Source organism: Metabacillus rhizosphaerae, assembly GCF_037201795.1.
Lineage (GTDB): Bacteria > Bacillota > Bacilli > Bacillales > Bacillaceae > Metabacillus > Metabacillus rhizosphaerae.
The window spans coordinates 3,887,507-3,908,246 of record NZ_CP147403.1 but is presented as its reverse complement, the minus strand read 5'-3'; the positions used below and the strand labels follow the sequence as shown (position 1 = coordinate 3,908,246).

Below are 20,740 nucleotides of genomic sequence, written 5' to 3'. Positions count from 1 at the left end.
ATTATATATTGAGATTATATATTATGATAATGATCTAATTAAAAGCAGCATCCATTTTAATGTTGCTTTTTTCTCGTGTTTTTATATGAAATTGTTATTTTTTCGGCTGGAGGATACTAGAATTGCTAAAAGATTTATTTGTTCATTTGTGTATAATGATTGCTTTTTTGTTCGTTGGTGGCTCTATTTTTAAAAATAATCCGTATGAGATTAGTCTGATAAATAAAATGATATTTGGTGTTTTTACTGGAATTTTAGGCTCTCTATTAATGATTTTTAGCATCCAGGTAGAGTCAGAAACGATCATTGATTTACGTCATATTGTAATGATTGTTTCTGCTATCTTTGGTGGATTTGTATCAAGTATCATCACGTCAACTCTTATTGCTATAAGTAGGTTATTATTTTTAGATATCAGTACTGAGGTAATAATCGTGTCGATTGCAATTATTTTTGTCGGAGCAATAATAGGCTTCATTAGTAGCCTAAAGATCTCTAAAAGTAAACAGTGGATTTTTATGGTTGTTATTAGCACATTTATCTTTTCAATCATCTTATATTTCCGCATCAGACATTTAGACTATTTCAATATTATTCTCTTTAATTATTGGGGTTTGTCCATTTTTGGTGGAATTATTACCTACATTCTTGTTAACTATATAAGCCGATCAAATTATTTGAATTATGAATACAAAAAACAAGCTACTGTTGACTTCTTAACAGGCTTAAAAAATGCTCGTCAATTTGATTTAATCTTATCTAATTTGATGGCAGATGCAAAAATTCAACGTAAAAACATAGGACTACTTTATATAGATATTGATTATTTTAAACAAATAAATGATAGCTACGGACATCAAGCAGGTGATTCTATCTTACATGAAGTAGGATCAATTTTAATAGCTTCGATACGTGAACATGATAATGTATTTCGAAATGGAGGAGAGGAATTTTCAGTAATACTTCTCGATATGAATCTTGAAAAGTCGATAGAAATAGCAGAAAATATCCGCACCAAAATTGAAAAGCATCCATTCCTTTTACCTAATAACTTGACAATACACATTACTTTTTCTATAGGTGTCACTACTAGTCAAGCGGTTGGGGATACTCCACAAGATATAGTGAAACGTGCGGATGATGCATTATATAGTGCCAAATCAAAAGGAAGAAATCAAGTTTGTTGGAGTCTAGCTAAAGAAGAACGAGATCATCCGAACCGATATAATCTTTCTGCTAAGGATCGCTATAAAAAGCATAAAAAATTCATAACCACTCGATGATTAATCTTTTAGTAAAACTATACTAAAGGCTTTTTTTTTGAAATAATCAGTTGATTTATCCGAGGTAATCATTTGACGCCTTTTGGAATACAGATAAATCTAGCGACAATGATGTTAAAGAGTCAACAAAAATAATTAGAATTAACTTTGAGGTTATTTTTCCAAACTTGATTCATTTAATAGCGTTTTTATTTATAGTAAAATAATCCAATTAAGAATAACTAAGTTTTACAGTGTATTATTAAATTTAAATGACTAAACTTAAGGTTTATATTACCATCCCTATTCCTCATTCTTTTTTGTTACTATTTTAAAAGACTATAGGAATGTGAAAGGGATGTAGAACATGAAAAAAAGCTACTTACTACTTGCACTAGTATCCATCCTAATTTTCACAGGTGGATTCTTTTCAGGAATGTTATATTCTAGTAATAGTACAGATCAAGCGAAGAAAAATACACAAATGGCCCCTAAATCCGCAAAAAAATTAAAACAAAAACAAATACCTAAAATAGAACAAAAAAGTTCTAAGGTATTGATTGGATATGTTCAAGATTTTCGGGATCCTAATACAATTAATTATTCTAAATTAACACATACTATTTTCTCCTTTGCTCATCCTACAAAAGATGGAAGTCTTTTAATGAATGGCGATAGCGCTTTGTCAAATTTGCGCACAATGGTTCAACAAGCACATAAACGGGATACAAAGGTAATGCTTGCAGTTGGTGGCTGGTACCATATTAAGGGAGGAGAGTCATACGAGTATTTTAGAGCAGCGATCTCCAATCCCGCATCCCGTACTAAGCTAATCAATGAACTTGTTGGAATTACTGAGCGAGAAAATTTAGATGGTATTGACATTGATTTTGAACACCCTCGCTCTAAAGAGGATGCAAAAAATCTTGCTACTTTTATGAAAATGTTAAGTGATAATCTTCATCCTAAAAATAAGGAGTTATCAATCGCTGTTTATTCTAAGATTCATAGTGTCACAGGAACAGAAATTGCTTCTGTTATCTACGAACCAACAATGTTTAACTATGTTGATCATGTCAATATTATGGCATATGATGGTCAATGGGATGGTGAGTATGATGCAGCTAACTTATCTCCATATCCTTTTGTAGAAAATATCGTTAGCTACTGGACAACTCTTTTTGATAAACACGGTATTAATAAAGAAAAACTTGTATTAGGTGTTCCGTTTTATGCGCAGCCTGAAGACGTGTCAATTAAACAGGTTTCATATGAAGCAATTATTAATAGCAATCCCACAAATGCAAAGCGTGATACCGTTAATATGAACGGTACGACCTATCATTACAATGGGGTGGAAACCATTCAAAAGAAAACAAATCTTGCATTAGACAACGGCTTTGGCGGAATGATGTTGTGGGAACTAGGACATGATGCAAAAGGGTCACATAGTTTGACAAATGTTATCTCACAGGTACTTGATAAGGAAAATGCAGAACAAAAACAAGTAACCATTTATTCAAAAGATGAGGAAAGTAAATGAACGAAAAACTGTTGGGGATCTCAACAGTTTTTTTGTTCCGTATATTGTTAAGTAGAATTACTATGTCTGTAGTGTTTATACAAATTCACAACTAATTGTCATAAAATAGACATAAGTTAAAACCCTTTTTCGACATGTAGTTATAATGACCTTATCATATACTAGGCTTGTTCTTAATTATGTAATAAAAGGTGACATTGGATTGTTGGACTATAAGAGTATGTTTTTGTTCTTCTTAATTTGGGTAATTTTAAAAAGAGAGATCAATTTACAGGGAGAATCCTTACTATTCAATGTGACTTAAATAAAAGTGAAAGGAGAAGGTATCTTGTCAAATTTGACTATAAAACATTACTTTTTAGAAGTAACCGAGAGAATCAAAATCGAAGAGGTATTGTTTCAGCACTTATCAGAAAATGTAGATGAAGTATTATGTTTAGATGACCATACACTTTTGGAATTATACAACAGTAGAATAGTTGAAAAATCAATTTCCTAATGAAAAAAATTAAAATACATATACAAGCTGTTGTTGTTTTTTTAACAGCTTGTTTTTTTTTTGCAGGATATCTCACCTTTGTTAAGAACTATTATAGTAAAGTTGTATTGAACTATAAACAATTTAAATAGAGTAATGCAACTTATAAAGGAGGATAAAAATGATAAGAAAAATGCCATTACAAAAACGTGAGATTACAACAAGTCGCCTTGTATTAGGTTGTATGGGGTTTGGTGGAGGCTGGGATAATAATCCGATTACGAAAGAGGACAATCTTATCGCAGAAAAAGCTGTTGATGCCGCGTTATCAAGTGGGATTACGATGTTCGATCATGCAGATATTTATAAGATGGGAAAAGCAGAGACGATCTTTGGTGGCATTTTAAAAAATCGCCCAGAATTAAGGGAAAACATAGTTATTCAATCAAAATGTGGAATACGTTTTCCGGAAGGGAATACACCACATCGATTTGATTTTTCAAAAAGTCATATTTTATCTTCTGTAGATGGAATATTAAAGAGATTGAATACCGAATACATAGATATTTTATTATTACACCGCCCAGATCCTTTAGTTGAACCTGAGGAAGTTGCAGAGGCATTTGAGGCGTTAAAAGCATCTGGAAAAGTGAAAAATTTTGGAGTATCAAACATGAGTGCAGCTCAAATCAAATTGCTAAGTGCATTTTGTTCAGATCCACTTATCGTAAATCAACTAGAGTTAAGCCTTAAACGTATTGATTGGTTGGAGCAGGGTGTATTGGTAAATCAAAAAGCGGGAACGGATATTAATTTTGTTGATGGAATTATTGAGCATTGCCGCTTAGAGGATATCCAGATCCAAGCATGGGCTCCTTTGGCTTATGGAATGTATTCAGGGCGTGAAATGGAAAATGTAACAGAAGCTGACTTGCAAACTAAAAACCTCGTTCAAAAAATGGCAAATGAGAAGGGGACTTCAACAGAAGCAATTGTTCTAGGTTGGTTAATGCGCCATCCTGCTCTAATTCAGCCAGTGATTGGCTCAACAAATCCAGAACGAATCAAAAACTGCCAAGATTCAGTGCGCCAAGCTGAAATGATGACTCGTGAAGAGTGGTATTCATTGTACACAGCATCACGTGGGAAAAAAATGCCTTAATCTATTGAGATAGGAAAGAGACTGAATGAGAGTAACTTCAGAGACAATTGATCAGATATTAGAACTTTACTTTTCCGCTAATAAAACATGTCTTGTTTATCAGGGGAAAAGTGGATATAACAATACCACCAGATATATTGTATATGATAATAAAAAATATATCCTTCGTATTTATGAAACACATAAAGACAAAGAAAAAGTAATGCTAGAGCATGAAGTTTTAATAAGGCTTAATGAAATTGAGGGTTTACCTTTTAAAGTTCCTGTTCCGATTTATACAAATGAAGGAAAAACATACCTTCGACTACATGATGGGTCAAACAAGCTTGGTTGTATCTATACATATATAGAAGGAGAGAATCCTGTCTTTGATTATTCCAGAGTATTGTATTCTTTTGGCAAAAGCACCGGAGATGTATTACGTGCTTTACAGGGACTCCAAGTTCATCAGCCGTTTATTTATCGACCCTATTATGAAATTGAACATACACATCCAAATTGTGGGATCAATCAGGTCGTTCAATGGTGTACAAATCCTCCGAAGGAGTTTACAGAATTTAAGTCAAAGTTATCGTGGATCGCAAAACAAATGCTCCAATTTCAATCGTTCGTTCCACGACTTAAGACTCTACCACATCAAGTAATTCATGGTGATCTAAACGAATCAAATGTCTTAGTTGGTCAAAATGGAACGATAGAGGCTATATTAGATTTTGAATTTGTAACATATGATCTTCGCGTAATGGAAGTGGCTGTTTGTATATCAGAAATAATTGTAAAAGAACCAAATGAATCAATATTATGGGAAAAGCTCACAACGTTTTTCAGAGGATTTTCGTCTGTTCTGACTTTAACAAAACCTGAAATTGATGCTTTACCAATCTTGGTTCAGTTAAGACGATTAGATGTTTTTGTTCATTTTCTAGGACGATATTTAGATGGAATCGATAAACAGGATGTTCTGAAAGAGCAAATCATTAAAACGGTTACAAATAAGGATTGGTTATGTGATGGTGGGAATAAGCTTACTAGGTTATGGAGTGGTAAACAGTTATAACTAAACTAAAAAGATAATGAAAACGGTGCTCATTATCTTTTTAATTTTAGGCTCTGTTAAATCTAATTGTTGTTTTAATAGCCGGGAGAAAACTTTTTCGCTTATTTATTAACAGTATTGTTTAACAGCGCCTTGTTTTTAAAAAAGGACTATATATCATTACCTTTCAATTCTTCTTTCATCCGTTCTTCTTCTTCTTTCACACAAATTCGAGTTATTTGTTCATTTAGCATATGGTGTAAATAGTCTGATTCCTCACAAATGATTTCATTTTTATCTTTCATATTAAAAGATCACTCCTTAAAGTGTTTCATAAATTATTCTTAATTGAAATCTCGATCTATTTTTATTTTTACATTGAAGCCACTAATATATACAATAAAGTAAATAAGCCAATATCAGGATTTAAAATCATGATATTGGCTTATAAAAGGTTAGTGGTTAAAAAAAGTCTATACGGAACATAGATTTTCTGTTCTCGTTTGAGAATAAAGAACATGTTCTAATTCTTTTTCGGATGCTTCATAAAATTGACGACCATCGGGCATTTTGTATAGATTTCTATGTAGTAGGGCATCAATGATTTCACCCTTGTTATTTATCGATTGTTTCTTGTGTTCAGACATGAAAAAACACTCCTTATTTGTAAGCGTTTACATTTATTATTCTAAACAATTATGATATAAATGTCAATCGATTAATTTACTTAATATTAAATAACTAGAACAATGTGTACCTTTCCAATTAAAAAGCATTGTGAATTTAATTTTTATTGATTTTTTTAAAATAAAGGTTTTTACATGTCCGAAGAAGAAAATCAGTGATGTATAATAAAGAAATGATAGCGTTAACAAAGGAGCTGGAGATGATGAATTCGATCCACAAGAAATTAAAACCAATGTTAAAAGATTTTGTAGAAAAAGGTCCTGCAGGCTGTGCTTGTTCAGTCACTCATCAAGGAAAAACGGTATTTGAAGACTATGTTGGAATGGCAGACATCGAATCGCAAAAACCAATAACAGAAGATACAATCTATCGAATATATTCAATGACAAAAGTCGTTACTTGTACAGCAGCCCTTATGTTATATGAGAGAGGCCATTATTTACTTAATGATCCTCTTGAAGATTATTTACCGGAGTTTATAAATCCCCAAGTTTACCGGGAAAATGATAAGGGGGAGCTATACACTACTCCTGCGGCAAGGTCGATTACAGTTAAAGATCTATTCACGATGACATCGGGGTTAACTTATCCAGGTGATGCAAATGAAACGGAGCGCCAACTTACAAAGGCCATGCATGTTTTAGAACAGCAGGAGAACCTTGGCGAAATAGTCAATGCACGGACTATTTCAAAAAAATTAGCATCGATACCATTAGCATTCGATCCAGGGACCAGGTGGCATTACAGCTTTAGTCATGATGTCTTGGGAGCATTTATTGAAGTAGTATCTGGAAAAACGTTTGGGCAATTTTTAAAAGATGAAATTTTTGATCCATTAACAATGAACGATACATTCTTTAGAATTCCCGATGATAAGAAAGCCAGACTTTGTAGCCTGTATAATCGGGATGAAAATGGAAATTTATCGAAAAATATAGAGATGGATGCACATATTCAACCAGATGCAACATTTGAAAGTGGTGGAGGTGGTCTGCTTTCGACACTTAGTGATTATAGTCGTTTTGCACATATGCTCGCAAATGGAGGAGAATTAGATGGAGAACGCATTATAGGACAAAAAACTATTAATCTTATGGCTACTAATCAATTAACAACAGAAAATTCATCTAATTATAACTGGAATTATCTTAAAGGCTACGGTTACGGACTTGGAGTTAGAGTCATGGTTGATCCAGCTTTAGGTGGAAGCAACAGCTCTATAGGTGAATTTGGTTGGTCAGGATTATTAGGGACGTGGGTGTTAATTGATCCAAAAGAAAAGCTATCTGCAGTTTATATGCAGCAAATGATGCCTAATTTAGAGGCTTATCACCAACCAAGACTAAGATCTGTGATATACGGGGGAATTTGAGGAGATTTCTTTTTATAAATTATTAAATTGATGAAACTAAAAAACTCCACTAAATAATAAGTAGAGGTAGTGTCATTACCTCTACTTATTTTCTTTAAAATTTTTCTAAAAATTCCATTGACCAAATCCAAAGAGTTAACTATAATCAAAAAGAAAAGGAAAAAACCAAACAAAAAAGATATAAAAAAAACAGAACATCAAAAAAATATAAACAAAAAGAGAATTTATTAAACCTTAAAGGGAAAATAGTGAACAAAACAGAAGCTTGTAAAGGAAATATGGAGGGATTAAAAGCAAAAGAAGTAGAAAGTGAATGGATAATTGTAACCGTTTTAATCTTTCGTGAAAATTACTTTGCAAGCTTAAATGTTTAGAACTCATATGGAGGGAAATGTAATGGTTCAAAATGAAGTTTTTATCGAAAGAAGAGAAGTAATTCATCAAATTGATTTACTAATGGATAATCTTACACAAATAAAAGATAATACTGGTGAATTTTTATTAAACTTCGATGGTTTAGTTGTAGATGATAAGAGCTGGAATGTTTGGAATTGGCCGCAAGGTGTTGGATTATATGGAATCTTTAAATATTGGAAACTAACAAATAGTCAAAAGGCTTTAACGATAGTAACAGATTGGTTTAAAGCAAGATTTGAAGAAGGTGTCCCACCTAAAAATGTTAATACAATGGCTCCGTTTTTAACATTAGCCTTTTTGTATGAAGAAACGAAGGATCAAACATTTGTACCATACTTAGAAGATTGGGCAGAGTGGGTAATGTATGATATGCCGCGTACGAATGAAGATGGACTTCAGCATATGACATATGGTCCAGAAAACAAAAATCAGCTTTGGGATGATACATTGATGATGACTGTTTTGCCATTAGCTAAGATTGGTAAGCTTTTTAATAAACCTGAATATATCGAAGAAGCAAAGAAGCAATTTTTAATTCATATAAAATATTTAAGTGATCGAAAGACAGGATTATGGTTCCATGGTTGGACATTTGAAGAAAATCACAATTATGCTGAAGCGCTATGGGGAAGAGGTAATTGTTGGATTACAATTGCTATTCCGGAAATTATTGAAATTTTAGAGTTAAAAGAAGGAGATTTCTTAAGGGAATTCCTACTCGATACATTAAATAGACAGATTGAAGCATTGGCTAGCTTCCAAGATGAGAGCGGTTTATGGCATACATTAATTAATGATAAAACGTCTTACCTTGAAGCATCAGCAACAGCAGGTTTTGCTTATGGGATCTTAAAATCAGTTCATAAACGTTATATTAGTCAAGAATATAAGGAAGTTGCATACAAAGCGATCCAAGGAATTTTAAAAGAAATTAACGATGAGGGCGCCCTGCAAAAAGTGTCAGTTGGAACAGGTATGGGGGATAGCTTAGACTTTTATAAAGAAATTAAAATTACGACGATGCCATATGGGCAATCATTAGCAGTTCTTTGCTTGTCGGAATTTCTACATTATTATATCTAAAATTATTCTATTTTAGAAATAATCTCTTCAGAATAATAGACTTGGGTATAATGCAATCTTAAGTTAGTTTTGCATTATACCAAGTCATTAGAGAAAGGTGCACGAAATTATTTCGCAGGGGGAAACTGAGATGAAAAAGATCATACCTATTATACTTATAGGCTTGTTATCTGTTATTTTGTTTACTGGCTATAGCAAAAATGAGAACGATTCCATAGTTTTGCGATTTGCCTATGCAAGTAATAGTCAACCAGTAAAAGATGCGATGGCTGAGTTTGGAAAATTACTTACAGAAAAAACAAATGGTGAAGTTACTGTTGAATATTTTCCAGATAGTCAACTAGGTGGAGAAAGAGAGTTAATCGAATTAACACAAACAGGTGCTGTTGATATCACAAAAGTAAGTGGATCTGCACTTGAAAGTTTTTCAGAAAAGTATTCTATTTTCGGTCTTCCATATTTATTCGAGGATGAAACACATTTTTATAAAGTAATGGACAGTGAAATTGTAAAACCAATTTATGATTCAACAGAAGCGTTAGGCTTTGTAGGCTTAACCTATTATGATTCAGGGCAAAGAAGCTTTTATATGACAGAAAAGCCAATAGAAAAACCGAGTGATTTAAATGGAAAAAAAATAAGGGTTATGCAAAGTCAAACAGCGATAAAAATGGTGCAATTATTAGGTGGTTCACCAACACCTATGGATAGTGGTGAAGTATATACTTCGTTGCAACAAGGAATCCTTGATGGTGCTGAAAATAATGAGTTTGCTATCACAGAAGCTGGACATGGTGAGGTAGCAAAGTATTATTCATATGATGAACATACAAGAGTGCCTGATATCATGGTTATGAATAAAGAAACATTAGACAAATTAACTGAATCACAAAGACAAGCAGTATATGAAGCGGCTAAAGAATCAACAGCATTTGAAAAAGTTGTTTGGAAAGAAGCGGTTGAACAAGCAAAAGAAAGAGCTGCAAATGATTTTGGTGTTGTTTTTAATGAAGTAGATAAAAAGTCGTTCCAAGAAGCAGTACAGCCGTTGCATGATGAGTTTGCAAATAAAGAAGGTTTCAAACAATTATATGAAGATATCATCAATATGAAAGAAAATAAATGACAGAGGTTGATACGATGAGAAATTTAAAGAAAAGTGTTGATAGAATAATTGAATTTCTTACTTGTACTTTATTCGTTGTAATGGTAGCGGTTGCAAGTTGGCAAGTCTTGAGCCGCTTTATCTTAAAGAGTCCAAGTACATTTACAGAAGAGCTATTAAGGTATAGTTTGATCTGGCTTGCCATGTTAGCTGCTGCCTATGTTGTCGGGAAAAATCAGCATATTGCGATTACCTTTTTAAGAGATCGTTTGGTTGAAAATTCTAAAATCACCTTAGATATTGTGATTCAATCAATTTTCCTATTATTCGCTGCAATTATTATGATCTATGGTGGTGGTAGAGCGGTTTCTCTAACAATGGCACAAATTTCTCCAGCTTTACATTTACCAATGGGCTTTGTTTATTTGGCATTACCGTTATCTGGAGTATTTATTCTTTTTTATAGCACAACAAATATTATTGAGTTAATGAACAAGAAGAAAAAAATATCCTATATTAATGAGGAAAAAAAAGCAAGTTAATCGTTCATACAAGAAGTTAGATCAAAAAATAAGAGCAGGTGATTCAAATGGTGTTACAAGCTAGTTTAATTTTAATAATAGTATTTGCATTATTAATGGTAATAGGAATCCCTATTGCTATTAGTATCGCAACAGCGTCCCTGGCAACGGTATTAATCGTTTTACCTTTCGATGTATCTGTATTCACTTCAGCCCAAAAGATGATAACAAGTTTAGATAGTTTTTCACTATTAGCAGTACCATTTTTCATATTATCAGGAATTATTATGAACAATGGTGGAATCGCTATCAAACTAGTGAACTTAGCAAAATTAATAGGTGGTAGAATTCCAGGTTCATTGGCCCATACAAATATTATAGGAAATATGTTTTTTGGATCTATCTCTGGTTCTGCGATTGCAGCATCAACAGCTATTGGTGGTACATTGAGTCCACTCCAAGAAAAAGAAGGGTATAGTAAGACATTCTCTGCAGCTGTTAATATTGCTTCAGCTCCAACAGGGATGTTAATACCCCCAAGTTCAGCATTTATCATTTTCTCATTAATAAGCGGAGGAACTTCTATTGCCGCTTTGTTTATGGGAGGCTATGTTGTTGGAATATTATGGGGATTATCTGTAATGGTTGTTGCCTATATTATAGCTAGAAAGAAAAAATATTCAATTACAGCAAACGTTTCCTTTAATGAAGCAAAAAAAATCATCATCGAAGCAATTCCTAGTTTGTTATTGATTATTATCATCATTGGAGGAATTCTTACTGGTGTCTTTACAGCAATTGAGGCATCTGCAGTTTGTGTGGTCTATTCATTATTCTTAGCGCTTGTTTTTTATAGATCATTATCTCTTAAACAATTACCAAGTGTTTTGGTGCAAGCAGTTGAAATGACTGGTGTTATTATGTTTTTAATAGCAGCATCATCTGGCATGGCTTTTGTAATGGCGCTAACAGGTATACCAGAAGCACTAAGTAATCTTATTTTGGGTATTTCAGACAATAAATTCGTTATCCTTGCATGTATTACGATAATTTTATTAATTATTGGTACGTTTATGGATATTGCACCAGCGATCTTAATCTTTACCCCAATCTTTTTACCAATCGCAACAAGCTTAGGAATTGACCCAGTACATTTCGGAATCTTTTTTATCTTTAATTTATGTATTGGAACAATAACACCTCCAGTTGGTACAGGCTTATTTGTTGGAGCAAGCGTTGGGAAAGTGAAGATAGAGAAAGTACTTAAACCACTTATTCCGTTTTATGTAGCGATCATTGTTGTTTTGCTGTTAGTTACTTATATACCACAAATAAGTTTATTCCTGCCAAATGCATTTGGTTTATAAACTTTATGATAATGTTACCTCCTTGTGATGTATATGCGAGGGGGTTAATTTATTTTAAAGTTTTGATTAATTTTTAAAATTTGATACAAACTATTTAAAAGGGTAGAGGGGGTAGGATGTGATGAAAAAAGAAGCTATTGAAAAAATTGAAAACCAAATAGTTACCATCATTCTTGCTGTCATAATAGTATATTTTATTTGTGTAACTTTTTTTGGGTATGATTTACCAGCTGGGATATTATCTTCATTATTCAATTAATAAATACTAAAAATTTAAAATAAAATCGATGCAAACGATTGCACTATTTAAGTAAATATGATATTTTAATTTAAGACAAAAGAAAAGAATTATTTTCTTCCTTATACCCACTTGTGCAATCGGTTGTCCAAATGAATAGAAAATTAAATTATATTGGAGGTCCACAATGAAATTAACATCATTTGATTTTTGGCAAAAGTTTGGAAAGGCTTTATTAGTAGTCGTTGCAGTTATGCCTGCAGCTGGAATTATGATTTCTCTTGGTAAGTTAGTCGGAATGATTGGAGTAGATATATCTTTTGTGCAAACGATTGCATTAGTAATGGAAGAGATCGGTTGGGCTATTATTGGTAATCTTCATGTTTTGTTTGCAGTTGCTATTGGTGGCTCATGGGCTAAGGAACGTGCTGGAGGGGCATTTGCAGCTCTAATTGCTTTTGTCTTAATCAATAGAATTACCGGTGCTTTATTTGGTATAAATAACGAAATGTTGAGTGATCCTTCAGCTACTGTCAATTCATTATTTGGAAGTGAGCTAATTGTTAAAGATTATTTTACATCTATTCTAGGTGCGCCAGCTTTAAATATGGGTGTATTTGTAGGGATTATTTCTGGGTTCTTAGGAGCCAATATATTCAATAAATACTATAACTATAGTAAACTACCACAGTCGCTAGCTTTTTTTAATGGGAAACGCTTCGTACCATTCGTTGTGATTGGTGGATCAATAATCACAGCCATAATCTTAGCTATCGTTTGGCCGTTTGTTCAAGGACTTTTAAACGATTTTGGAAAATGGATTGCGACATCCCGAGATACTGCTCCAATATTGGCGCCATTTATCTTTGGTGCATTAGAGCGTCTATTACTTCCTTTTGGTTTACATCATATGCTAACGGTTCCAATGAACTATACAGAACTTGGTGGAACATATACGATCCTAACGGGTTCAAGTGCTGGACAAACAGTAGCAGGGCAAGATCCTTTATGGCTTGCATGGATTGCTGACTTAAATAACTTCCTTGCAGCAGGTGATACAGATAGCTATAAGGCACTATTAAATGATGTTACACCTGCACGTTTTAAGGTAGGTCAGATGCTTCTTTCTTGCGCAGCTTTAATAGGGATAGCATTGGCAATGTACAGAAATGTTGATAAAGAAAAACGTACGAAATATAAATCTATGTTTTTATCAGCAGGTTTAGCGGTATTTTTAACAGGTGTAACTGAACCGATTGAATTTATGTTCATGTTTGCAGCGCCAGTACTATACGTTGCCTATGCGATTATGACTGGATTGGCGTTTGCGATTGTTGACCTTATCGACATCCGTGTGCACTCTTTTGGAATAATTGAACTTTTCACTAGAACTCCGATGATTATTAAAGCCGGTTTATGGCTTGATCTAGTTAATTTCATCATTGCTTGTCTCGTATTTTTCGGCTTAAACTTTACGGTAGCCAATTTTATGATAAAAAAATTCAAATTACCTACACCAGGTCGTTTGGGTAATTATATTGATGAAGAAAACGGAGAGAATGCACAAGATAATCAAAGTAATGATAAAAATCAAAATGATGATTCCCTAGCAACTACAATTATTGGTTTATTAGGAGGAAAAGAAAATATCGAGGATGTCGATGCTTGTATGACTCGTCTTCGTGTAACAATTAAAGATGTAGATGCTGTCGCTTCCGAACAACAATGGAAGAAAAACGGTGCTTTAGGTTTAATTATTAAAGATAAAGGTGTACAAGCTATCTATGGACCAAAAGCTGATGTGTTAAAATCAGATATCCAAGATCGTTTAGGAGCATAAAAGATGAAGCTATTAACTTTAAATTGTCATTCATGGCAGGAAGAGAATCAGCTTGATAAGATTAAATATCTAGCAAAAACGATAAAAGAAAAGTCCTATGATGTAATTGCCCTGCAAGAAGTAAGTCAGCTTATTGCGGGGGATAAGATAGCTGGGACAATAAAAAAAGACAATTATTTAACTATTTTATTGAACGAACTAAAAGTGCTTGGTGTTACGAATTACAATTATATGTGGGACTTTTCACATATAGGATTTGATAAATATGAAGAGGGACTAGCTATATTAACAAAGCATCGAATAGAAGAAAAATCTTCCTTCTATATTTCTCTTTCAGATGATCCAGCCAATTGGAAAACGAGAAAAATTGTTGGAGTGAAAATTCGATATAATAATGAGTACATTTCTTTTTATTCCTGTCATTTAGGTTGGTGGGGAGATGAAGAGGAACCCTTTCGAAAACAAGTTGATAATCTTCTCGCAAATGTAACTAGGGATGAAACGTTCTATTTAATGGGCGATTTTAACAATAGTGCTTCAGTTAAAGGAGAAGGATATGACTATTTGCTTAGTAAAGGGCTTTATGATACGTATGAATTAGCAATAGATAAGGATTGTGGAACAACCGTCGAAGGCAAAATTACTGGTTGGGATACAAATAAACAAGATTTACGAATTGATTATATTTTTACAAATAAACAAATTTTAGTGAATAAATCTAATGTCATTTTTAACAATGTTAATAAGTCGATTATATCTGATCATTTTGGCATAGACGTTGAGTCGATAGAATGATTTAACTTACATTGATGTTTACCATTACGAAAGGGTGGTATGCTTTGGTTCTAGTTGTCAAAGCTCTTATCCACATTACAAGAATTTTATCGTTTAAATAACAAGAAAGAAACCGCTTAGGTAAGTTTAGTTGCCCAAGCGGTTTTTTACGGTGTTGATGTTTACACCACTTATTTTCCAGTCTTGAAATTAGAAATAATATATCCAATTATAGCACCGATAATCGCGGGAACTAACCATCCCATACCTATATTGAAAAGAGGGATATAGGAAAGCCAGTCATTTATGACCGATAGATTTAGATTAGTTGCATTTAGGCCATCGACAATACTAAATATAACTGTAGCAGATAAACTAATAATATAGACAATTGATTTTATTCCAAAAGCAATGTCAAAGAAAGACAATATAATTAGAACAATCGCTAGGGGATAAATCGTAACTAATAGTGGAACTGAAAATGAAATAAGTTGCGATAATCCAAAATTTGCAATACAAGTGCTAAAAATGGTAATAATCAAAATTATTTTTTTATATGAGATGGTAGGAAAAACCTTTGATAAGTAATTCCCGCATGCTGAAACTAAACCAACGCTTGTTGTTAAGCAAGCAAAAGTTATCGCTAATCCTAGAACAACATTTCCTAAAGACCCAAATAGAATATTAGCAGCACCTGATAATATTACACCACCATTTTCTGAGTAGCCTAGAGAAGAGACACTTGTTGCCCCAATATATGAGAGTGAAATATAGACAAAAATTAAACCAATTGCTGCAATGATACCTGCTTTTAATGAGACTATTGTTATTTCTTTTCGTTTTACGATACCACGTTCTTTTACTGCAGAAATAATGACAATCCCAAATACTAATGCACTTAACGTATCCATTGTTAAGTACCCTTCTAAAAATCCTTTGAAAAATGCTCCTTCCAAATACACACCTGTAGGAACTTCTAATCCTCCCATTGGTGTAAGAAGTGCTTTTCCTGTCAATAAGATAAGAATTAGAATTAAAGCAGGAGTAAGAATTTTTCCAATTCGATCAATAAGCTTGCTTGGGTTTAAAGCTAACCAAAATGTGATTCCAAAAAAGAGAAGCGTATAAACAAGTAAAGAAACCCAACTATTTTCAAATGAACTTGGTAAAAAGGGTGTAATTCCAATTTCATAGGCAACTGTTCCAGTTCGAGGAATTCCAAATAGCGGTCCAATTGTTAAATATAAAACAATAGAAAAGATGATACCGAATTTTGGATGGACCTTTTCACCTAATGTTTGGACATCACTGCCAGTTAAAGCAATTGCTAGTATACCTAAAAAAGGAAGACCAACACCTGTAATTAAAAATCCGCAAATAGCACTCCATACATTTTCACCTGCTTGTTGACCTAATGCAGGTGGGAAAATCATATTACCTGCTCCGAAAAATAGTGCAAAAAGCATTAAGCCGATAACGACTGTCTCCTTACCGGACATTTTTTTATTCATAATATCCTCCTATAAAGCAAAACTTCTTACCAGCAAATTCCTGCCGGTTATGTAATTAAAAAGATCACAGATAATTATCCTAACATAGAAATTAAAATATTGTCCAAAGTCGAAAAAATTTTAATATTAAATATTTTCATACTATTGAGTTCCTAATTGATATGTGAAAGATTATCTTCTAGATAAAATGGATTATTCTTTAATCATAGGATTATGATTGCCGAAAAAACGTTAAAACATATATATAAACAGTAATATGCCCACAAGGAAAAACCTTGTCAGATTCAACAAGGTTTTTCCTTAATTTTTCCAATATTCGAATTACCATAAAGTAGGCTTCACGACCATAAACCAAAGCATGGCCATTAAAAGAATAATATAAGTCCAAATCGTGCGGTTTAGTTTAGCGGCAAGCTCTTCTTTACTATGCTCTTCTTCATGAAACCTTTGTAGTGTCGGTGAAAAAGCACGAGCTAGAAAGAATAATGAACAAAAAAGGATAATTAGCGTCATGACGATCCAAGGTGTTCCCCAAGTCCAAGGACCAGACAAAACAAGCAAAGCTCCTGAACCAACTAATACATGACCTGAATGCTTTGATAGTCGGACAACAAAACGAAATGTATCTAAGTAAATAGTTAATTCAGTTTCTCTTGCCGCCCTCAATTTTTTAACAAGCGGCAAAAGAATAAAAAATGGACCGATAGAAGCGATGACACTAATAACATGAATATAAATAACAATTTTGTATAGTATGTAATTCATTCCTTCTGGGTGTTACTCACTAACTGGGCTAAACTCATGAACCCAAACTCTCATTTGCGGAAGCCAAGGCATTCCTGGATGATAAGATAAAATAGATTGCTTATATTCTTCTACAGTATCAAATCCTTCCTGTTTTGCATGCTCATCAGTTAATTCGCCTAAAGATTGAGAATACACGCGAACTACCTTGAATTTCTTATCCTTTAGTACCATAATTTCTCCAACGTCGGCATATCTACCATTACGGCGAGTCGCTGTTTTCTTACCTTCAAGTACTTTGTTAACATCTTCCTCCATAGTTACAAGTCGCTCAACCGAGCATGTCTTTGGTGGTAATGTATTATGTACATCATGATTAGTCACTTAATAAAACTCCCTTCATTCTTGTAATCCTTTTTACTATATCATATGTCCAACAAGACAAGTAACCAGATAGTGAAGAATATTAATTTGCCTATTTCGTAAGCTGATAAAAAACGTGATATGATAGTATAAATGGTAGAGTATAGGATGTATAGAAAGAGGAAAGTAAAAATGATCATAAGAATAAAAAATTATAGCTATATCTTCTTTGGATTTATTTTCTTAGGTTTAGGAATCTTAGGAATTATCTTACCATTATTGCCGACTACACCATTATTGCTTTTAGCTTCGGTATGTTTTGTCAGAGGGTCTAAGAAGTTCGAAGTTTGGTTTAAAAGCACGAAACTATATAAGAAGCATTTGGAAGAGTTTGTTAAAAATAAGGCAATGACAATAAGGCAAAAAGTGACTATTTTGTTATCTGCTGATTGTATGATTGCGATCCCTTTTATTTTATTAGATAGCTTTCTGATAAGAATGCTATTAATTTTAATCGTTGGTTATAAATATTATTATTTCATCTGTAAAATAAATACGATAAAAGCATCATAGTATTAAAGATATTCAAATGACTTTAGAAAAATAAAAAACATCCGATATACTTTGTAGATAAGTGAAAAGGAGAATCTATCGGATGAAAATGTTATACAACATGAAAATTAGCACAAAATTATTAGTATTAATTATCATTTCCACATTATCACTTGGTATTGTCGGATCAGTAGGCTACAAATATATGAAAGAAATGGCACTGGGCTCAGAAATTATCTATCATGAGAATTTATTACCAATCGAATGGTTAGGTCACATCAGAACAAACAATCGAGCGATTGATTCTTATACGTTAGAATCGATGTTAACGAAGGATGCAAATAAATACGAAGAGTTAATGAATCAAATGAAGAAAGCAAGTACTGAAAGTTACCTACATTTATTAATTCGAAAGTTTACAGTTTAAGATATTTGAAAGCGGTGTATGGAGAGAATCCCTATTTCGCTTTGTTATTTTTGGAAATGGAAAGTTATTGTCACATGTCGGTTTCATTAGTTCCGATAAGTTTGATTTAAGTAAATAGTTGGCGAAACTCCTGTAACTTTTTTAAACACTCGACTGAAATAAAATGGATTAGAAAAACCTAAGGCATTACTTACTTCAGAAATATTGATCGTTTCCTTTTTTAACATCGTAATGGCTTTTTCGATTAGGAGCTCATCCTGGAATTGGGTAATGCTTTTACCAGTTTCTTTTTTAAACAAATAAGATAAGTATGCGTAGTTCATTCCGAGCCTGTTTGCAATTTCCTTACTAGACAATTTTTTGGAGGCTGTATTACTAAAAAGCTCAATCATTTTACCGACAATTCGATGTTGTTTGGTCTTTTTGGACTCTTCTAGTCTATTTGCATATAAATCGATGAAGAATTGATAGGTTATCACACTTAAATAAAGTGGACGAATCGGATGAGGTGACATGTAATCCTCATTAAGCTTCTTCAGATGTAGTTCTGTATACTCAGGATTTAAAACCTTTCCTTGCTTTGGTAAGTTAATATGAGAATGATAGGTTTCCTCCAAGATCAATGAAGATTGCTGGTAATGTGAATATTCTGAGGTTTCATCCATGTTGTCCTGTTGGTGTGAATCATAAAAATGAATATAATACCATTCCGTACCTGGAGAGTATAAAGTTTTACCCCAATGAGGTACATTTTTTCTGAGAAAAAGATATGATCCTCCATTTAATTGATACTCAACTCCATCTTCTATAACTTGAATCGTCCCTTTTTTAACATAAACAAAAACATGTATGTTTTCCATAAGTCGATCTGGATGACCGCTTGTTCCCTCATCATCCCACATATGACCAATTTCTCTAATAAGAGGCAGGCAGTTTGAAAACAAAGAAACTTCATGCATCGTTTTATCTCCTCGCCCTTTTTCTTTATTTTATCACAGAAAATCCAAAAATAAGATATGCATTTTGTTGTATAGTGAATTCCGTTTTACCTCTACCATAATTCATAATAGAACTATCACAACCTGTTTAGTACAAGGAGGAAATGTACATGAAAAATGTAAACTTGTTAGACGGTATTTTCAAAGATTCACAGGAAAAGGAAGCAATATATCACTCGTGGTGAACAAAGTACAATCATTAAGGTTGGTGATAAGTATTATCGGGCATCTGGTGATGGTCAGATTACGATTGAAACAAATGAACGTTTGATGGGGGAATGGAAGGTCATCTCGACACTTCAATCCTTAGGGCTTGAACTGACAGGGAAAGATGTGGAAGGGCCGGAGTTTTTTAAGTTCAACGGAGAAGATAAATAAGGACTGCTTGTTGACCAATACGCGACTAGTGGTGGATATTTGCCAATCATCACCACTGATATTGGCGATACAACAGGGGCTTGCTGGTGAAAACCAACTACGGAGCAATATTCGTTTGGTCTGTTGAAAAAACGACATGGCACGATTTTACCTATTACTAAAAGTGAATACGATTCCATCTTATCTAAATGGGGAAAGTGAGTGACAAGGGTCCCTTTCTATTTTTCTCGTAAGTTCGTTTAATTTAATTTAATTGAAAGGTGAGATATAACTATGAAATCTCCTCATCAGCTAAATATGAAGAGCTCCAAATTCCTATTACTGTTCGGCTATTGGGAAGAACGAGTCAATGGTTGGCTGGTTATACTCGGGAACCAAATGAAAATACGAATATCTATGGTGAATTTATAGCTAATAGTCTACATCTAGCCTTAAGTATAGATGGAGCTAGATTTGAACCTTTAAATCATAATTAGGGTGTTTTATTCCCTAAAGCTGACTATAGCAAATCGCTACAAGTTGAGAGCGGATTACTACAAAAGCCTTAGATGTTTGGGTTAGCAGATAAGGGCTTTGGAATTCTGGCTATGCCGATTAACAATGAAGGGCATATGGATGGTCCAGGCGAATTGTTGTATTTTGAAACAAATAAATTTGTCCACTTTGAAGAAAAAGCAAGGATGAAGCTGTCAGAAGTGACAATGGTGGATTATTCCTGTGTACTTGACGCGGAGACTTTGCTCTATCGGGTAGGATGGAAGGAAGAAAATGGGACTACGTGCTTTTGTACCAAAAGGGACTTTATTGATTTTGATCGTTCCCAGTTAGGAGAGATGTTTTCAGTCAGACATAATACTTTGCCATGAAAGATGCCAAAGAAGG

Annotated in this window: 23 protein-coding genes; 17 read left to right on the top strand and 6 right to left on the bottom strand. The window is 33.4% G+C overall.

Translation table 11 applies throughout. The features are described 5' to 3' along the window. Positions 1-122 precede the first annotated feature (122 nt). The 5 genes from WCV66_RS19050 (at position 123) to WCV66_RS19030 (ending at position 5,502) form a co-directional block, all read left to right on the top strand. Entirely contained in the window at positions 123-1,283 is a 1,161-nt protein-coding gene (locus tag WCV66_RS19050; protein ID WP_338786535.1) for a diguanylate cyclase, read from the top strand. Positions 1,284-1,629: 346 nt separating this feature from the next. Continuing rightward, positions 1,630-2,805, top strand: coding sequence for a glycoside hydrolase family 18 protein (locus tag WCV66_RS19045; protein ID WP_338786534.1), 1,176 nt, complete (start codon positions 1,630-1,632; stop codon positions 2,803-2,805). Between the two features lie 328 nt (positions 2,806-3,133). After that, positions 3,134-3,304: a hypothetical protein gene (locus tag WCV66_RS19040; protein ID WP_157094482.1), complete on the top strand. Its 171-nt coding sequence runs from the start codon at positions 3,134-3,136 to the stop codon at positions 3,302-3,304. Between the two features lie 163 nt (positions 3,305-3,467). Beyond that, positions 3,468-4,445, top strand: a complete 978-nt coding sequence (locus WCV66_RS19035; RefSeq protein WP_338789498.1) for an aldo/keto reductase — start codon at positions 3,468-3,470, stop codon at positions 4,443-4,445. A gap of 25 nt (positions 4,446-4,470) precedes the next feature. Further along, the gene (locus tag WCV66_RS19030) at positions 4,471-5,502 is read left to right on the top strand and encodes a phosphotransferase (RefSeq protein ID WP_338786533.1); all 1,032 of its coding nucleotides are present in this window, start codon (positions 4,471-4,473) and stop codon (positions 5,500-5,502) included. A gap of 149 nt (positions 5,503-5,651) precedes the next feature. Here the strand turns inward: WCV66_RS19030 and WCV66_RS19025 are convergent, their stop codons facing one another. Both WCV66_RS19025 and WCV66_RS19020 read right to left on the bottom strand, forming a co-directional pair. Continuing rightward, positions 5,652-5,786 (bottom strand): hypothetical protein, encoded by a 135-nt coding sequence (locus WCV66_RS19025; RefSeq protein ID WP_269749021.1) that lies wholly within the window; start codon positions 5,784-5,786, stop codon positions 5,652-5,654. Between the two features lie 168 nt (positions 5,787-5,954). Then, positions 5,955-6,128 carry a hypothetical protein gene (locus tag WCV66_RS19020; RefSeq protein WP_157094481.1) on the bottom strand — a complete coding sequence of 58 codons (174 nt, stop codon included), beginning with the start codon at positions 6,126-6,128 and terminating at the stop codon, positions 5,955-5,957. 242 nt (positions 6,129-6,370) lie between these two features. Between WCV66_RS19020 and WCV66_RS19015 the strand changes: the two genes are divergently transcribed. From WCV66_RS19015 to WCV66_RS18975, 9 genes are all read left to right on the top strand, one after another. After that, on the top strand, positions 6,371-7,540 hold the full coding sequence (locus WCV66_RS19015; RefSeq protein WP_338789497.1) for a serine hydrolase domain-containing protein: 1,170 nt from the start codon (positions 6,371-6,373) through the stop codon (positions 7,538-7,540). A gap of 248 nt (positions 7,541-7,788) precedes the next feature. Then, positions 7,789-7,914 carry a hypothetical protein gene (locus WCV66_RS19010; RefSeq protein WP_338786532.1) on the top strand — a complete coding sequence of 42 codons (126 nt, stop codon included), beginning with the start codon at positions 7,789-7,791 and terminating at the stop codon, positions 7,912-7,914. 22 nt (positions 7,915-7,936) lie between these two features. Further along, positions 7,937-9,040, top strand: coding sequence for a glycoside hydrolase family 105 protein (locus WCV66_RS19005; protein WP_338786531.1), 1,104 nt, complete (start codon positions 7,937-7,939; stop codon positions 9,038-9,040). 130 nt (positions 9,041-9,170) lie between these two features. Then, positions 9,171-10,166: a TRAP transporter substrate-binding protein gene (locus WCV66_RS19000; RefSeq protein WP_338786530.1), complete on the top strand. Its 996-nt coding sequence runs from the start codon at positions 9,171-9,173 to the stop codon at positions 10,164-10,166. 14 nt (positions 10,167-10,180) lie between these two features. Then, entirely contained in the window at positions 10,181-10,687 is a 507-nt protein-coding gene (locus WCV66_RS18995) for a TRAP transporter small permease (RefSeq protein WP_338786529.1), read from the top strand. A 47-nt stretch (positions 10,688-10,734) separates the two neighbouring features. After that, positions 10,735-12,033: a TRAP transporter large permease gene (locus tag WCV66_RS18990; protein WP_338786528.1), complete on the top strand. Its 1,299-nt coding sequence runs from the start codon at positions 10,735-10,737 to the stop codon at positions 12,031-12,033. A gap of 121 nt (positions 12,034-12,154) precedes the next feature. Further along, on the top strand, positions 12,155-12,292 hold the full coding sequence (locus tag WCV66_RS18985; protein ID WP_338786527.1) for a hypothetical protein: 138 nt from the start codon (positions 12,155-12,157) through the stop codon (positions 12,290-12,292). Between the two features lie 166 nt (positions 12,293-12,458). Then, positions 12,459-14,111 carry a PTS transporter subunit IIBC gene (locus tag WCV66_RS18980; protein WP_338786526.1) on the top strand — a complete coding sequence of 551 codons (1,653 nt, stop codon included), beginning with the start codon at positions 12,459-12,461 and terminating at the stop codon, positions 14,109-14,111. Positions 14,112-14,114: 3 nt separating this feature from the next. After that, a complete protein-coding gene (locus tag WCV66_RS18975) occupies positions 14,115-14,906 on the top strand; it encodes an endonuclease/exonuclease/phosphatase family protein (protein ID WP_338786525.1) in 792 nt (263 codons plus the stop codon). Between the two features lie 170 nt (positions 14,907-15,076). Here WCV66_RS18975 and brnQ read toward each other — a convergent pair whose 3' ends face one another. The 3 genes from brnQ to WCV66_RS18960 all read right to left on the bottom strand — a co-directional run bounded on the left by brnQ (position 15,077) and on the right by WCV66_RS18960 (position 17,524). Then, positions 15,077-16,396 (bottom strand): branched-chain amino acid transport system II carrier protein, encoded by a 1,320-nt coding sequence (gene brnQ / locus WCV66_RS18970; protein ID WP_338786524.1) that lies wholly within the window; start codon positions 16,394-16,396, stop codon positions 15,077-15,079. A 321-nt stretch (positions 16,397-16,717) separates the two neighbouring features. Beyond that, positions 16,718-17,152, bottom strand: coding sequence for a hypothetical protein (locus WCV66_RS18965; protein ID WP_066337988.1), 435 nt, complete (start codon positions 17,150-17,152; stop codon positions 16,718-16,720). Between the two features lie 21 nt (positions 17,153-17,173). After that, entirely contained in the window at positions 17,174-17,524 is a 351-nt protein-coding gene (locus WCV66_RS18960) for an ASCH domain-containing protein (RefSeq protein WP_338786523.1), read from the bottom strand. Between the two features lie 171 nt (positions 17,525-17,695). On the opposite strand from WCV66_RS18960, the gene WCV66_RS18955 reads away from it, so the two are divergent. Further along, positions 17,696-18,076, top strand: coding sequence for a DUF454 family protein (locus WCV66_RS18955; protein WP_338786522.1), 381 nt, complete (start codon positions 17,696-17,698; stop codon positions 18,074-18,076). A gap of 82 nt (positions 18,077-18,158) precedes the next feature. Then, positions 18,159-18,482, top strand: coding sequence for an MCP four helix bundle domain-containing protein (locus WCV66_RS18950; protein WP_338786521.1), 324 nt, complete (start codon positions 18,159-18,161; stop codon positions 18,480-18,482). Between the two features lie 86 nt (positions 18,483-18,568). On the opposite strand, the gene WCV66_RS18945 is transcribed toward WCV66_RS18950, so the two are convergent. Next, positions 18,569-19,441, bottom strand: coding sequence for an AraC family transcriptional regulator (locus WCV66_RS18945; RefSeq protein WP_338786520.1), 873 nt, complete (start codon positions 19,439-19,441; stop codon positions 18,569-18,571). A 965-nt stretch (positions 19,442-20,406) separates the two neighbouring features. On the opposite strand from WCV66_RS18945, the gene WCV66_RS18940 reads away from it, so the two are divergent. Continuing rightward, entirely contained in the window at positions 20,407-20,724 is a 318-nt protein-coding gene (locus WCV66_RS18940) for a hypothetical protein (protein WP_338786519.1), read from the top strand. The last annotated feature ends 16 nt before the right edge of the window (positions 20,725-20,740 follow it).

Coding starts and splice junctions, on each gene's coding strand:
- WCV66_RS19045 (WP_338786534.1), top strand. CDS start 1,630: ATGAAAAAAAGCTACTTACTACTTGCACTAGTATCCATCCTAATTTTC.
- WCV66_RS19030 (WP_338786533.1), top strand. CDS start 4,471: ATGAGAGTAACTTCAGAGACAATTGATCAGATATTAGAACTTTACTTT.
- WCV66_RS19025 (WP_269749021.1), bottom strand. CDS start 5,786: ATGAAAGATAAAAATGAAATCATTTGTGAGGAATCAGACTATTTACAC.
- WCV66_RS19020 (WP_157094481.1), bottom strand. CDS start 6,128: ATGTCTGAACACAAGAAACAATCGATAAATAACAAGGGTGAAATCATT.
- WCV66_RS19015 (WP_338789497.1), top strand. CDS start 6,371: ATGAATTCGATCCACAAGAAATTAAAACCAATGTTAAAAGATTTTGTA.
- WCV66_RS19005 (WP_338786531.1), top strand. CDS start 7,937: ATGGTTCAAAATGAAGTTTTTATCGAAAGAAGAGAAGTAATTCATCAA.
- WCV66_RS19000 (WP_338786530.1), top strand. CDS start 9,171: ATGAAAAAGATCATACCTATTATACTTATAGGCTTGTTATCTGTTATT.
- WCV66_RS18995 (WP_338786529.1), top strand. CDS start 10,181: ATGAGAAATTTAAAGAAAAGTGTTGATAGAATAATTGAATTTCTTACT.
- WCV66_RS18990 (WP_338786528.1), top strand. CDS start 10,735: ATGGTGTTACAAGCTAGTTTAATTTTAATAATAGTATTTGCATTATTA.
- WCV66_RS18985 (WP_338786527.1), top strand. CDS start 12,155: ATGAAAAAAGAAGCTATTGAAAAAATTGAAAACCAAATAGTTACCATC.
- WCV66_RS18980 (WP_338786526.1), top strand. CDS start 12,459: ATGAAATTAACATCATTTGATTTTTGGCAAAAGTTTGGAAAGGCTTTA.
- WCV66_RS18975 (WP_338786525.1), top strand. CDS start 14,115: ATGAAGCTATTAACTTTAAATTGTCATTCATGGCAGGAAGAGAATCAG.
- brnQ (WP_338786524.1), bottom strand. CDS start 16,396: ATGAATAAAAAAATGTCCGGTAAGGAGACAGTCGTTATCGGCTTAATG.
- WCV66_RS18955 (WP_338786522.1), top strand. CDS start 17,696: ATGATCATAAGAATAAAAAATTATAGCTATATCTTCTTTGGATTTATT.
- WCV66_RS18950 (WP_338786521.1), top strand. CDS start 18,159: ATGAAAATGTTATACAACATGAAAATTAGCACAAAATTATTAGTATTA.
- WCV66_RS18945 (WP_338786520.1), bottom strand. CDS start 19,441: ATGCATGAAGTTTCTTTGTTTTCAAACTGCCTGCCTCTTATTAGAGAA.
- WCV66_RS18940 (WP_338786519.1), top strand. CDS start 20,407: ATGTTTGGGTTAGCAGATAAGGGCTTTGGAATTCTGGCTATGCCGATT.